This window comes from Nocardia sp. N2S4-5 (genome assembly GCF_044628355.1).
Lineage (GTDB): Bacteria > Actinomycetota > Actinomycetes > Mycobacteriales > Mycobacteriaceae > Nocardia > Nocardia wallacei_B.
Genome location: NZ_JBIUPM010000001.1, coordinates 7,427,144 through 7,440,775, shown reverse-complemented (window position 1 = coordinate 7,440,775; position 13,632 = coordinate 7,427,144). Strand labels below are relative to the sequence as shown.

At 68.9% G+C, this 13,632-nt stretch carries 14 protein-coding genes; 7 read left to right on the top strand and 7 right to left on the bottom strand.

Annotated features, from left to right (window positions below; genetic code table 11):
- Window position 1 precedes the first annotated feature (1 nt).
- The 4 genes from ACFMRZ_RS34415 to ACFMRZ_RS34400 form a co-directional block, all read right to left on the bottom strand.
- Window positions 2-1,630 (bottom strand): cytochrome bc complex cytochrome b subunit, encoded by a 1,629-nt coding sequence (locus ACFMRZ_RS34415; protein WP_280364333.1) that lies wholly within the window; start codon window positions 1,628-1,630, stop codon window positions 2-4.
- Complete coding sequence (locus ACFMRZ_RS34410; RefSeq protein WP_280274609.1) at window positions 1,627-2,772, bottom strand: ubiquinol-cytochrome c reductase iron-sulfur subunit; 1,146 nt, start codon at window positions 2,770-2,772, stop codon at window positions 1,627-1,629. Before ACFMRZ_RS34410 ends, ACFMRZ_RS34415 begins: the two co-directional genes overlap by 4 nt.
- A gap of 35 nt (window positions 2,773-2,807) precedes the next feature.
- Complete coding sequence (locus ACFMRZ_RS34405; RefSeq protein ID WP_400182373.1) at window positions 2,808-3,689, bottom strand: c-type cytochrome; 882 nt, start codon at window positions 3,687-3,689, stop codon at window positions 2,808-2,810.
- Between the two features lie 68 nt (window positions 3,690-3,757).
- Window positions 3,758-4,369, bottom strand: a complete 612-nt coding sequence (locus ACFMRZ_RS34400; RefSeq protein WP_400182372.1) for a heme-copper oxidase subunit III — start codon at window positions 4,367-4,369, stop codon at window positions 3,758-3,760.
- A 261-nt stretch (window positions 4,370-4,630) separates the two neighbouring features.
- Here ACFMRZ_RS34400 and trpD point away from each other — a divergent pair, with 261 nt between their 5' ends.
- Complete coding sequence (gene trpD / locus ACFMRZ_RS34395) at window positions 4,631-5,686, top strand: anthranilate phosphoribosyltransferase (RefSeq protein WP_280364329.1); 1,056 nt, start codon at window positions 4,631-4,633, stop codon at window positions 5,684-5,686.
- Between the two features lie 17 nt (window positions 5,687-5,703).
- Here trpD and ACFMRZ_RS34390 read toward each other — a convergent pair whose 3' ends face one another.
- Window positions 5,704-6,156: a MaoC family dehydratase gene (locus ACFMRZ_RS34390; RefSeq protein WP_400182371.1), complete on the bottom strand. Its 453-nt coding sequence runs from the start codon at window positions 6,154-6,156 to the stop codon at window positions 5,704-5,706.
- A 150-nt stretch (window positions 6,157-6,306) separates the two neighbouring features.
- Between ACFMRZ_RS34390 and ACFMRZ_RS34385 the strand changes: the two genes are divergently transcribed.
- From ACFMRZ_RS34385 to ACFMRZ_RS34375, 3 genes are read left to right on the top strand one after another with little or no spacing between them, the layout of a single operon-like run.
- Entirely contained in the window at window positions 6,307-7,989 is a 1,683-nt protein-coding gene (locus ACFMRZ_RS34385; protein WP_400182370.1) for an FUSC family protein, read from the top strand.
- Complete coding sequence (locus ACFMRZ_RS34380) at window positions 7,986-8,492, top strand: MarR family winged helix-turn-helix transcriptional regulator (protein ID WP_400182369.1); 507 nt, start codon at window positions 7,986-7,988, stop codon at window positions 8,490-8,492. Before ACFMRZ_RS34385 ends, ACFMRZ_RS34380 begins: the two co-directional genes overlap by 4 nt.
- A 46-nt stretch (window positions 8,493-8,538) precedes the next feature.
- Window positions 8,539-9,108, top strand: coding sequence for a dihydrofolate reductase family protein (locus ACFMRZ_RS34375; protein ID WP_280360612.1), 570 nt, complete (start codon window positions 8,539-8,541; stop codon window positions 9,106-9,108).
- A gap of 98 nt (window positions 9,109-9,206) precedes the next feature.
- Here the strand turns inward: ACFMRZ_RS34375 and ACFMRZ_RS34370 are convergent, their stop codons facing one another.
- Window positions 9,207-10,049, bottom strand: a complete 843-nt coding sequence (locus ACFMRZ_RS34370) for a hypothetical protein (RefSeq protein ID WP_400182368.1) — start codon at window positions 10,047-10,049, stop codon at window positions 9,207-9,209.
- A gap of 134 nt (window positions 10,050-10,183) precedes the next feature.
- Between ACFMRZ_RS34370 and ACFMRZ_RS34365 the strand changes: the two genes are divergently transcribed.
- On the top strand, window positions 10,184-10,714 hold the full coding sequence (locus tag ACFMRZ_RS34365) for a VOC family protein (protein WP_400182367.1): 531 nt from the start codon (window positions 10,184-10,186) through the stop codon (window positions 10,712-10,714).
- Window positions 10,707-11,513: a MerR family transcriptional regulator gene (locus ACFMRZ_RS34360; RefSeq protein ID WP_400182366.1), complete on the top strand. Its 807-nt coding sequence runs from the start codon at window positions 10,707-10,709 to the stop codon at window positions 11,511-11,513. The genes ACFMRZ_RS34365 and ACFMRZ_RS34360 overlap by 8 nt, the downstream gene beginning before the upstream one ends.
- Before the next feature lie 6 nt (window positions 11,514-11,519).
- Here ACFMRZ_RS34360 and ACFMRZ_RS34355 read toward each other — a convergent pair whose 3' ends face one another.
- Window positions 11,520-12,458, bottom strand: a complete 939-nt coding sequence (locus ACFMRZ_RS34355) for an AraC family transcriptional regulator (protein ID WP_400182365.1) — start codon at window positions 12,456-12,458, stop codon at window positions 11,520-11,522.
- Window positions 12,459-12,558: 100 nt separating this feature from the next.
- Between ACFMRZ_RS34355 and ACFMRZ_RS34350 the strand changes: the two genes are divergently transcribed.
- Entirely contained in the window at window positions 12,559-13,560 is a 1,002-nt protein-coding gene (locus ACFMRZ_RS34350) for a zinc-dependent alcohol dehydrogenase family protein (protein WP_400182364.1), read from the top strand.
- The last annotated feature ends 72 nt before the right edge of the window (window positions 13,561-13,632 follow it).

Here is a 13,632-nt window from a genome sequence, read left to right as displayed (position 1 = left end):
CTCAGTGCCCGTGCTTGTCACCCTTGCCGCCGGCCTGCTCCTGGTACTCGGCCAGGATCTCCAGCTGCTTGTGGTGCTCGCCCTTCTCGTAGGCGGTCAGCTCCTCGGCCTGCTCGGCGGGGTCGGCGCGAAGGAACGAACCCAGGCCGGGCTTGCCGGCCGAACCGAGCTTGTTCATCTTCTTCGGCACCGGCGCGCCCTGGTACTCCAGCGGGATCGGGTGGCCGTGGCCGTCGACGGGGCCGAGCGGCTGGTGCACCTCGATGTACTCGCCGTGCGGCAGTCGCTTGATCACGCCCGTCTCGATGCCGTGCTCCAGCACCGCGCGGTCGCTGCGCTGCAGGCCCAGGCACATCCGGTAGGCCAGGAAGTAGGCCAGCGGCGGGGCGACCAGCAGCCCGATGCGGAAGATCCACGTCGTCGCGTTCAGCGAGATGTCGAACTTGAAGGCCACGATGTCGTTGACACAGGCCAGAGTCAGCACCAGGTAGAACGCGATGGCCATGGCGCCGATCGCGGTACGCACCGGCACGTCGCGGGGACGCTGCACGATGTTGTGGATGGCGTCGTCACCGGTCAGCCGCTTCTCGATCCACGGGTAGGCGATCAGCACGGTGAACACCAGACCCATGATCAGCGCCACCCAGAACACCGCCGGAATGGTGTAGCGACCCAGGTACAGCTCCCACGGCGGCATCAGGCGCGCCATGCCGTCGGTCCACATCATGTAGAAGTCCGGCTGCGAACCCGCCGACACCTGAGAGGGGTTGTAGGGACCCAGGTTCCAGATCGGGTTGATCTGCAGCACGCCACCCATGATCGCGACCACGCCCAGGGTGAACATGAAGAACGCGCCCTGGTCGGCGGCGAACACCGGCACGATGCGCGAGCCCACCACGTTCTTCTCGGTACGGCCGGGGCCGGGGAACTGGGTGTGCTTCTGGTACCACACCAGCGCCACGTGCGCCGCGATCAGCGCCAGGATGATGCCCGGGAACAGCAGCACGTGCGCGATGTACAGGCGCGGAATGATGATCTCGCCCGGGAAGTCGCCACCGAACATCAGCCAGTGCATCCAGGTGCCGATCAGCGGGATGCCGATCGTGATGCCCGAGAACGCCGCTCGCAGACCGGTACCCGAGAGCAGGTCGTCGGGCAGCGAGTAGCCGAAGAAGCCCTCGAACATCGCCAGGATCAGCAGCAGCGACCCGATCACCCAGTTCGCCTCGCGCGGCTTGCGGAACGCGCCGGTGAAGAAGATGCGGAACAGGTGGATGATGATCGACGCCGCGAACAGCAGCGCCGCCCAGTGGTGCACCTGCCGCACGAACAGCCCGCCGCGCACCTCGAAGGAGATGTCCAGCGCGGTCTCGAAGGCGCGCGACATGGTGACGCCGCGCAGCGGCTGATAAGCGCCGTCGTAGACGACCTCGCTCATCGACGGGTCGAAGAACAGCGTCAGGTACACACCCGACAGCAGCAGGATGATGAACGCGTACAGCGCGATCTCACCGAGCAGGAACGACCAGTGGGTCGGGAAGACCTTGTTGATCGACCGCTTGACGAACGCCGCCGCGCGGTAGCGCTCGTCCATCTCATTTGCCTGGGCGGCAATTTTGCTAGGACTCATGAACGACGCTCCCAGTAAGCCGGTCCGAGCGGCTCGATGAAGTCGCCGTTGGCGACCAGGTAGCCCTCGGAGTTGACGGTGATCGGCAGCTGCGGCAGCGCGCGGGCGGCGGGACCGAAGACCGGCTTACCCCACTCGGTGGCCGAGAACTGCGACTGGTGGCAGGGGCACAGGATGCGGTTGGTCTGCTGCTCGAACAGCGAGGTCGGGCAGCCCAGGTGGGTGCAGATCTTCGAGTAGGCGAAGTAGTCGCCGTAGTTGAAGCTCTCCTGGCCCTTGCGCTTGACCGCCTTCTGCGCGTCCTCGGTGCGCAGCCGGATCAGCATGACCGCGTTGCGAATTCCGCGCAGCGACTGCAGGGTCTCGTGCTCGTCGCCCCGCCACTCCTCTTTCCAGGGGAAGACGGTCTCCATGGCGCCCGCGTCGAGATCCTCCGGACGCACCAGCACGACGTCCTCGGGACGGCCGGTGTCCTTGCGGATGTAGATGGTCTGGCCCGGGTAGTCCGGCGTCCAGCCCGACACCCACAGCGGCGACTTGTCGCCCTTGGCCCACGGGTTCTTGATCATGCCGCCGACGAACAGGAACAGCGCGCCGACGCCGAGCACGCCCGCGCCCAGCCCCGCGGTGCGGGTGATCATCTTGCGGCGGCCCAGGGTCGAGGTCTCCCCCGCGTCCTTGAGCTGCGCGACCAGGGTGCGCCGCTCCACCTCGGGCGATTTGCCGTCGTGGCGGTCCTGGATCGAGATCTCCTGCGGGATGAACTTCTTGCGGATCAGCACGACCGCGACACCGATCGCCAGCACCGCCACACCCAGGGTGATGCCGTAGAGCGGAGTCGTGAGCGAGTAGATGCCCGCGCCGTCCTCGTGGCGACTCTTGTACTCCCAGGGCCAGAACAGGAACACCCCGATGAGCGCCAGCGCGGCGAGCGTGGACACCGCGAACCAGAACGCCACCTGCCGCTCGGCCCGCTTCTCCGCCTTGGTGCCCGGAACCGGCCAGCGCGGCGCGCGGTAGACGACGTCGACGCCGTCGCGCTTGGTGCCGAGTGCGACCAGCTCCTCCTGCGACATCGCGTCGAGCTGTTCCTCGGTGGGGTTCAGGTCGTCCCCAGGCTTGCCGTCCTCAGGCCGCCCCATGTCGTTTCGCTCCTGTTCGTTGGTCTCGCGCTCGCTCATGAGCGGGATCCGATCCACATCGCCGAGCCGACCAGGGCCACGATGCCGACGACCCAGATGGCCAGGCCCTCGGTCGCGGGGCCGAAGCCGCCGAGACCGTAGCCGCCCTCGGGCTTGGACTCGGTGCGGTCCTTGACATAGGCGACGATGTCGCGCTTCTCCTCCGGCGACAGCTGCCGGTCGGAGAACTTCGGCATGTTCTGCGGACCGGTCAGCATCGCGGCGTAGATCTGCTGCTCGCTGGCGGGACCGAGCGGCGGCGCGAACTTGCCGGACGACAGCGCGCCACCCTTGCCGGTGAAGTTGTGGCAGGACGCGCAGTTCATCCGGAACAGCTCACCGCCGCGGCCGAGGTCGGCGTTGTCGATCAGCGACTCCTGCGCGATCTCGCCGTTCGGGTCGCGCACCACGGTGGGGCCGCCGCCGTTGGCCGCGACGTAGGCGCTCAGCGCGTCGGTCTGCCGGGCGTCGAACTTCTCGGGCTTGCGCTGGATCTGCGAGCTGTTGGCGGCGGCGGGCATGCGACCGGTGGAGACCTGGAAGTACACCGCCGCCTCGCCGACGCCGATCAGGCTGGGGCCGCGATCCTGGACGCCCTGCAAATTCGCGCCGTGGCAGGTGATGCAGGAGGTGTCGTAGATCTGCTTGCCCTCGCGAATCAGCGCGGACTGGTCCTCGTTCGCCGTCGCAACCTGCGCGCGGGGAGTCAGCGCCGACGCCGCGAACCCGGCACCGACGAGACCCATCAGCAGCACCAGACCGCCCGCCAGCCGACGGCGCATCCGGCGCTGCTTGCGGGTCTTGGTGGCCTGGCTGTCCCGAGCGCTGCCGACCCCAGGGCTGGCGGGATCTGGCGCTGACGGAGGAGATGAACTCATCTGTGTCCCTTTGAAGTAGACGGAACCGACTGATGCTGAGGCTGGTGCTCGTCGAAGACTAGGGGGTCCTAGCGGACGAAGTAGATCGTGGCGAACAAACCGATCCACACGATGTCGACGAAGTGCCAGTAGTAGGAGACGACGATCGCCGCGGTGGCCTGGGCCGGCGTGAACTTACTGATCTTCGTGCGGACCAGCAGGAAGATGAACGCGATGAGACCGCCGATGACGTGCAGACCGTGGAAACCGGTGGTGACGTAGAACACCGAGCCGTACACGCTGCTCGAGATCGACGTGCCCTCCCTGACGAGGTTCATGTACTCGTAGCCCTGACCGCCCACGAAGAACGCGCCCATGATGAAGGTGAGCACATACCAGCGCCGCAGCCCGAACACATCGCCCTTCTCCGCCGCGAACACGCCCATCTGGCAGGTGAACGACGACGCGACCAGCACGGCCGTGACCGGGACGGCGAGCTTCAGGTTCAGCTCGGTCGGTTCCGGCGGCCAGTTGCCGTGAGCCTGGGCCCGGGCGACGAAGTACATGGCGAAGAGGCCGGCGAAGAACATCAGCTCGCTCGACAGCCAGATGATGGTTCCGACGCTGACCATGTTGGGCCGGTTCAGCGAGTGCACACGCTGAGTAATGGCCGATCCTGGGGTCCCTACTGCGGTCGTCACGCGGGTAAGTATGACTCGTCGTAGTACGACAGGCTAAGCCGGGTACGAAACTTCCGGTCGCGTGTCGGAAATCGCACGGCGAGACGAGGTCTCGCCACCTCCTCGGCGTGTCCCGCGAATACCCAGTTCGGGAGCGGTCCGACCCGCTCGCGCACCTGCCTTCACCAGGTTTCCCGGGACGGCGACGGCGGGAAAAGAAATCGCCGCGCCCACTAGGCTGCTACCCAGCACTGGATGTGTGAATCCGGACAGGAGACGTTGATGAGCGCGCGCACCTGGCCCCAGATCCTCGGGGCCCTCACCGATGGGGTCGATCTGACCACGGAGGAGGCCGCGTGGGCGATCGATGAGATCTTCTCCGACAACGCCACCCAGGCCCAGATCGCCGCGTTCGGCATCGCGATGAAGATGAAGGGCCCGACCGCTTCCGAGCTGTCCGGCATGGCACAGGGCATGCTCGGCCACGCCCGGCGGGTGTCGCTCGATGTCGGCGCGGTCGACATCGTCGGCACCGGCGGCGACCGGTCTGGCACCGTCAACATCTCCACGATGTCGGCGATCGTGGTGTCCGCGACCGGGATTCCGGTGGTCAAGCACGGCAACCGGGCCGCGTCGTCGAAGAGTGGCGGCGCCGACGTGCTGGAGGCGCTCGGGGTGCGGATCGCGCTGGGCCCCGACGCGGTGGCGCGCTCGGTGCACGAGGTCGGGATCGGATTCTGTTTCGCGCCGCTGTTCCATCCCGCGCTGCGGTTCGCCGGTCCCGCGCGCAAGGAGATCGGCATCCCGACCGTGTTCAATGTGCTGGGCCCGCTGACGAATCCGGCCCAGCCGGGCGCCGGGCTGATCGGCTGCGCCTTCGCCGACCTGCTGCCGGTGATCGCGGGCGCGTTCGCCGAACGCGGCAACAACGCGCTGGTGGTGCGCGGCAACGACGGCCTCGACGAGATCACCACGGCCGACACCACCGACGTCTGGGTGGTCGCGGCCGGGCATCTCACCGAGACGACCATCGATCCCACCCGGATCGGCATCCCCCGGGTGCCGCAGGAGGCGCTGCGCGGCGGCGACGCCGACACCAACGCCGTCATCGCCCGCAACATGCTGGCGGGTCAGCCGGGGCCGGTTCGCGATGCCGTGCTGGTGAATTCGGCGGCCGCGATCGTCGCCTACGAGCTGACGCCGGAGACGGCCGGTAAGGACATCCACGACGCCCTGGGCGCCGCCCTCGAACGCGTCGCGCGCACGGTCGACTCCGGCGCGGCCGCGCAACTGCTGGATCGCTGGGTCACCTTCACCAATCAGTTCGGGACCGACTGACGTCCTGGGCCACCACCTCAGGTCAGGTACCGGACGATGCTCTCGGCGACGCAGGCCGGTTTGTCGGCGCCCTCCAGTTCCAGGGTGACGGTCCGCTCGGCCTGCACCCCGCCGGTGATGTCGCGCACCGAATCGAGCGTGACGCGGGCGCGGATGCGGCCCCCGACCGGTACCGGGGTGACGAAGCGAACCTTGTTGAGCCCGTAGTTGATTCCCATGCGGATGCCGCCCACGGTGGCGGCCTGATTGGTGAGCGGCACCAGCAGCGACAGGGTCAGGAAGCCGTGCGCGATGGTGCGTCCGTAGGGGCCCGTCGCGGCGCGGGCGGGGTCGACATGGATCCACTGGTGGTCGCCGGTGGCGTCGGCGAAGGTGTCGATGCGGTCCTGCTCGATCGTCATCCAGTCGCTGACACCGATCTCGGTGCCCACCGCTGCCCGCAACGCGTCCAGGTCGGGGAAATCGGTCATGAGTGGCGCTCCTTCAATTCATGGTCGCGAACCTTCGCGTCAGCACTTGTACCGTGCCACATCCGTAGGGGCGGAAGCGATCACCTGTCCGAGCCCGGCCGGTACAACCCCCAGATGTTTTACTTGTAAAACACCTGCTAACCTTTTGGAGTGAGCGCCGCCGAACCCCTCCGACAACCCCGTATCCGCCCCCTCCCGCTGTCCGGCGTGCTCCGCGTCAACCGGCCCTCCGACATCTGGTTCAAGCCCGCGACCAGTGTCGCGGTCGCCTTCACGCTGGTGTTGCTGCCGCTGCTGCTCGCCGGGCGCGGCGAGCTGGCGGTCTACGTGATGCCCGGCGCGTTCTGCGCCCTCTACGGACACCAACTGCCCTACGCGGCGCGGATCCGGACCACCGCCTGGGTCGTGGCCGGCATGACCGCGAGCATGGCGGTGGCGCTGATCGGGGCGTCGCTGGTCGACAGCGTGGGCGCGCTGATCGCGATCGCGGCGGTGGTCGCGGGCGTCCAGAAGGCCGTGTGCGATGCCACCCGGATCGGGCCGCCCGGTCACGTGATCTTCGTCTTCGTCGCCTCGGGCACCCTGTTCGCCCCGCAGGAGTTGCGCGAGGTTCCGTTTCATCTCGCGCTGACGATCGCCGCGGGCTGCGTCGGCGCGGCCGTCGCGCTGGCGCCGGCGCTGATCCGGCGTGAAGGTCCCGAGCGCCGAGCGACCGCGCGGGCGCTGGACGCCGCGGCCGCTTACCTCGAGGCCACCGATGACGCCGGATACCGCGCCCGGCACGCCGCGGCGGCGGCCGTGCAGGGCGCGTGGCAGTCGGTGCTCGCCGGCGGGCAGCGCACGCCCGCGCGGCGCACCCTGGAACGTCTGGTGCTCCGCGCCGAGGCCGCGCTCGGATTCGCGCCCGGCACTGCGGATTCCGGGCAACTGCGCGCGTGGGCGCGTCAGGTGCGCGGTCACGGTCCGCTGCCCGCGGTGACATTGCCCGCGGGCAGCGGCGACGAACTGCTGGGCGTGCACGCCGAGCGGGAAGGCCGCCGAGCGCTGCCGCCAAGTCGACTGTTCTCGATGCTGTTGCGGCCGGGGTCACCGCTGCAACCGGTCGCGGTGCGCTGCGCCGTCGGGTGTGCGCTGGCCGGTTACGCCGGGCTGGCGCTCGGCGTCGGGCACCCGTACTGGGCCGTCGTCTCCGCGGCGGCGATCTATCAGGCGAATGTCACGCTCACCTGGCACCGGGTGGTGCAGCGCCTGGTCGGCAATCTCTGCGGGGTGGCATTGTTCGCGGCGGTCGTTCCGCTGGCACGGGTGAGCGTGGTGGCGCTGGCGGCGCTGTGCGTGTTCTTCAGCTTCTGCAACGAGGCGCTGATCACCCGCAACTACTGGCTCGGCTCGGTGACCGTGACCCCGATGGCGCTGCTGGTCACCGAGTTCGCCGCGGCCCGGCCGCCGGTCTCGGAGCTGATCTCCGATCGCGTCCTGGACACCCTCGCCGGTGTCGTCGTCGGCATGGTCGTCGCCGTGCTGATCACCAATCGGCGCTCCGGCGGACGGATGGAACAGGCTCTCGACGCCACCGAGCGCACCACCGACGCCGCCGAGCGCGCGCTCGCGGCGGCCCCGCCCGCCGAACTCGCCGTCGCGCGCCGCCGTCTCACCGCGGCACTGGTGGAGCTGCGCGAAGCGGCCGACACCGCCGCCGGCGAGTGGTGGCAGCGGGCGCTGCCCGAGGAGAGGCTGCTGCGCGCCGAGCAACGCGCCCACCGTACGCTCGCTGCGACGATACGACGGCAGGAGCCGGTGCACGGGTTCCTGCGCGAGGAGCAGCAGGCGTGACGGACGACACCGTAGCCGCGGTGGTGCGGCAGTGGCAGGCCATCCACCCCGAATTGGACACGGCGCCAATGGAACTCATCGGCCGCATCAACCGCTGCGCCGCCCTGCTGCACCAGGCCGAGAGCGCCGCCCTGCGCGATGCGAAGTTGTCCCGCCCCGAATTCGACCTGCTGGGCGCCCTGCGTCGCACCGCTCGCGACCTCACCCCCAGCGAATTGGCAAGGGAGACTTTCTCTTCCGGCGCCGCGGTCACCAAGCGTCTACGCCAACTCACCGACCGCGGCCTGGTCGAGCGCCGCACCGACGATCGCGACCGCCGAGTAGCCCACGTACGCCTCACCACCCGAGGCCGCAACCTCCTCGACACCATCCTCCCCGCTCAACTGGCCTTCGAACGCACAATCCTCGCCGGGCTCACCCAGCAGCAGAGTCAAGCCCTCGCCACCCGACTGGGCGAACTATTGATCCAGCTCGAAGGCCGCCTGGGCGTCCACCGCCGCTGACCGGCCGCGGCCGATGAATTCCGGACGGCCCGGCAGTCTGTACGTCATGGGCAAACTGACATACGGCATGAATATCTCGGTGGACGGTTACATCGTGGACAGCAACGGGGATTTTTCCTGGTCGCAGCCGGACGATGAAGTGCATCAGTTCTGGAACGACCGGGTGGGCGAGACCGCGGTGTCGCTGTACGGGCGCAAGCTGTACGAGCTGATGTCGACGTACTGGCCCACGGCCGGACAGGATCCGGACATCACACCGGTGACGGCGGAGTACGCCCGATTGTGGCTTGCGATGCCGAAAGTGGTGTTCTCGCAGACCCTTTCGTCGGTGGACTGGAACTCTCGCCTGGAGCGAGGCGATGTGGTCGAGGTCGCCAAGCAGCTCAAGGCCGAGACCGACGGCATCCTGGACGTCGCGGGCGCCACCCTGGCCGCACCGCTGATCCGCGCCGGCCTGGTAGACGAGTACCTGGTGGTGGTCAGCCCCGTAGCGGTCGGCAGTGGCACGCCGTTCTTCCCCACACTCGACCGGTGGGTCACTCTCGACCTGGTGGAGAACCGCACCTTCGCCGCAACAGGCTCGGTCCTGCTCCGCTTCGTCCCAACACGCGACTAGGGACACCTCGCCGATCCCGCCCCGCTTCCTTCCGGCACACGACCACAGACGCTTACTCGGACCTGCCCCGATTTGTCGCGGGAGCACGACCGGGGCGCCTACCCGGCGTCGTGGGCGGAATGCCCGGTGCGGAGGTGTTCGGCGGCGGTGTCGAGCCCGGCGGCGTCCAGGTATGCCTCGGTGGAGATCTCGAACAGCCGCCGCCACCGATCCACGCGGGCGTGCCAGTCGATGGGCGGGTCGGTGGGGCGGGCCTCCGCGAGGGCGACCTCCATGGCGGCGAGTTGGTGCCTGCAGTACTCGGGGTCGTACACCTCCGCCCGCAGTTCGGCGGCCGCGACACGCAGCGCCCGCAGCTGCTCGCGATGCTCCTCGCCGATACCGGCCTGCGGGCTCTCACCGTAGGTGTCGGGGTCGAGGTCCGGCCCGTACGCGGCATCGAGGTCGAGTGCCCGGGGGACCTGATCACGATGGCTCGTGCCGCCGGGGTGGCGCACGCGTTCGATGCGCAGGCGTTCGTCGGCGACGGCGATCTGACCGAACGTGACCGCGGCGTCCACGACTTCGTCGTCGGTGACCGGCTGATGGTGCAGCAGTCCGGTCAGGACCGCGACCGCGTTGTCGTCGGCGTCGTGAACCGTGGTGGTGACCGTGACGGGCGTGACGGGGTCGGGCAGGCCGTCGACGCGGGCGTCGAGCACCGCGTCGCGGTGGTATTCGACCACCTCGCCGCACACGTCGGCGAATACCGTCGCGGCGAGGTCGGTGTGGCTGTCGTGGATCCGCGCGGTGTAGGAGTCCTCGGTGTCGAACCGGCCCGCGCCGGACCGGGGCGGCTGTTCCTGTCCGTCGGCGTTGGTCACGATCGTCGTCCACCGGTATTCCACCGATTCCGCGGTCTCCGCGTGCACGCCGGTAGAAGTGGTGCTCGTCTGTGACATCGGGGCTCCCCTGTTGTGCTCGGCGCTGTCGGCCTGACAAGTCACCATGGTGGCAGCCCGCGAGCCCGGCCGCCGAACATTTTGTCTCGAAGACGCTTGACTCTCACGCTACGTGAGGCCCGAGGGTGGGGCTCATGAGTGATTACTACAACGCCTTCGAGGTGAGCCCGGTGCCCGATCCGGGGCCGGATGCGGTTGCGCCGGAACTGTTTCGGGGGATCTACGGCATGCCCGCGTTCGTGACGATTCCGACGAGCGATCTGGCGGCGTCGGTGGACTTCTGGACTCGAGGGCTCGGGTTCTTCGAGTTGTTCGCCATCCCCGGCCGTCTCGTGCACCTGCGCCGATGGGCGTTCCAGGATGTCCTGCTCGTCGCGGCGGCGAGCGTTCCGGCGCAGGCCCCGGCGCTGAGCGTCAGCTTCGCGTGCGTGCTGAACCAGGTCGACTCCGTTGTCGAATCCTGTCGTGCGGTGCGTCCGGATTCGGTCGACGGTCCGCGGGACACGCCGTGGAACACCCGTGATGTCGAGGTGGTCACCCCCGAGAACGCGCGGATCATCTTCACCGCGGCGAAGCCCTTCGATCCGGAGAGCCGGGAGGCGCGGGATCTCGCGGCCATCGGAATCACCCCGCCCGACGGCGGCGACAATGGGGACCATGCCTGATGCCACCGACGCCGAGGGCCTGACCGTCGGTCAGGTCGCCACGCGGCTGGGCGTGACGGTCCGGGCGCTGCACCACTGGGACGAGATCGGCCTGGCGCAACCGACGCTGCGCACGCCCGCCGGCTACCGGCTCTACACCGCCGACGATCTGGAACGCCTGCACCGCATCGTCGTCTACCGCGAGATCGGTCTCGGCCTGGACCGAATCGGAGCCGTCCTGGACGACTCGGCCGCCGACGTGCCGGGTGCGTTGCGCGCGCAGCGCTCGCAGCTCGCCGATCGGATCGCCCACCTCCAGCGGCTCAACGCCGGACTGGATCGGATGATCGAAGCCCACGAGCGCGGCCTGCTGCTGACCGCCGAGCAGCAGGCCGCGATCTTCGGCCCCCGGTGGAACCCGGACTGGGCGGCCGAGGCTCGCCGGCGCTACGGCGACACGACCCAATGGCAGCAATACGCCGAACGCTCGGCCGCCCGAGGCCCGGCGGAATGGCAGGCCGTCGCCGACACCGTCACCGACCTCGAAAACGCCCTGGCCGCCGCGATGGACGCGGGCGTGACCCCCGGCAGCCCGGAAGCGAATCGACTCGCCGAGCGCCACCGCGAGGCATTCACCTCGTCGTACTTCCCCCTCACCCGGCAGATGCAGGTCTGTCTCGCCCGCACCTTCGAGACCGATCCCGGATTCGCCGCCTACTACAACAACATTCGCCCCGGCCTCCCTGTCTGGTTCCGCCGCACCATCGAAGCCTGCGCCCGCGCCCACGGCATCGACCCGGACACCGCCACCTGGCAGTAGCGCCCACTACCCGGGCGCCGTGGTGCGGTAGCGGCCCGGGGGCATGGTGTATTCCCGTTTGAAGGCCTTGGCGAAGGCGAATTCCGAGGTGTAGCCGACACGTTGGGCCACGGCGCGCAGTGGGGTGTCCTCGGCGCGCAGGAGGCGTCCGGCCAGGGTCATGCGCCACCAGGTCAGGTAGGCGAGCGGGGCACGGCCGACCAGGGTGGTGAAGCGACGGGCGAACGCGGCGCGTGACAGGCCGCCGAGAGCGCCGAGTTCCTCGACGGTCCAAGGATGTTCGGGGTTGGTGTGGATCGCGCGCAGCGCCGCGGCGACGGGGCGATCGACGAGCGCGGCGGCCCAGCCGTGGTGCGGGGTTCCGTCGTCCTGAGCGCCCAGCCACCAGGCCCGCAGGATGTACAGCAGCAGGGTGTCCAGCAGCGAGGTGATGATGGCGTCCGAACCCGGTTGCGCCTCTTCGAGTTCCGTGCCGAGCAGTTCCACCGCCGCGCGCAGCGATCGATGCGTGCCGACGCGCGGGGTCAGGTGCACCACATCCGGCAGGTCGGCGAGCAGCGGATGAGCCCGCCGCCGATCGAGTTGATATGCGCCACAGAGCAATACCGTGACGGGGGCGTCCGGCGCGTGCGGTTCGGGTACGGGCCGCGGCCAGGTCCCGTCCGGCAGCGGCCGAACCTCGCGCAGCGGCACGGCGGGATCGCTGGCCAGCGCGTGGCCGAGCCCGTGCGGCAGGAAGACGATATCGCCGGGACCGAGCGGAATCGGCTCGCCGTCCGCGCGCGGCGGCAGCAACCATGCCGAACCCTGCAGCACCACATGGAATCCCGCGCCCTCCGACGCCGGGAAGCGCATGCCCCACGGGGCGAACTTGTCCTGGCGCGACGAGTGCGGCCGCCCGGTGCGCATGGTCGCGACCGCACCGCTGAGCACATCCAAACCCATAGCCACAGGTTATCCGTTGTCGTTGCCACAAGACGAATGGATATTTCTCCGAGACGTCGACGCATAGATCATCTCTCGACAGGGACATAGCGTCGGTGTCATGACAACCGACACGATCTCCGCACGCACCGTCGTCTTCCACGAACTCGGCGATCCCGACGTCCTGACCATCGAGAACCTCGAACTGCGCACACCCGGACCGAGGGACGTGCTCCTCCGCATCGAAGCGCTCGGCCTCAACCGCGCGGAGGCCCTGTTCCGGGCGGGCACCTACTACTACCTGCCGACGCTACCGGCCTCCCGGCTCGGCTACGAGGCCTCCGGCGTGGTCGAGGCGATCGGCGCGGAAGTCACCGAATTCGCTGTGGGAGATGCGGTTTCGACCGGACCGAATATCGAGATGAGCGCGGCGGGAGTGTACGCCGAGCGCGTGGTGCTGCCGGTGGAATCGGTGGTCCCGCGCCCGGCGGGCCTCGACGCGGTCACCGGCGCGGCGACCTGGCTGACCTACTCCACCGCCTACGGCGGAATGCTGGAAACCGGCGGCCTGCGGCCCGGCGACCACGTGCTGATCACCGCGGCCTCCAGCGGCGTCGGCATCGCCGCGTTGCAGACCGCCGCCCGCATCGGCGCCATCCCGATCGCGGTGACCAGGACCGGCGAGAAGCGGCAGCACCTCCTCGACAACGGCGCGGCGCACGTCCTCGCCGCGGCGGACACCGACGTGGTCGCCGAGACCCGCCGCCTCACCGACGGCGTCGGCGTGCAACTCGTCTTCGACGCCGTAGGCGGGCCCGGTCTGGCCGAATTAAGCACTGCCGCAGCGCATAACGGCACCATCGTCGTCTACGGCTGGCTCGATCGACGGCCGATGGCGATGCCCATGAACTGGCCCCTGCACATACACGGCTACGCCAATATGGAACTGTCGGCCACCGCCGACGGCCGCCGCCGCATCGACCACTGGATCGCCTCCGGTATCCGCGACGGTGTGCTGCGCCCCCACGTCGGCGCGGTCTTCGACGGCCTGGACAGCATCCGCGACGCCCATCGGCTGATGGAGTCCAGCACCCACACCGGAAAGATCGTCGTCAAACTCTGAACGCGGTCGGCTCGAGGTAGTGGGACCGACCGGTTGTCAGGCTGGTTCGCAGCGAAGCGGAGGAGCGGATTT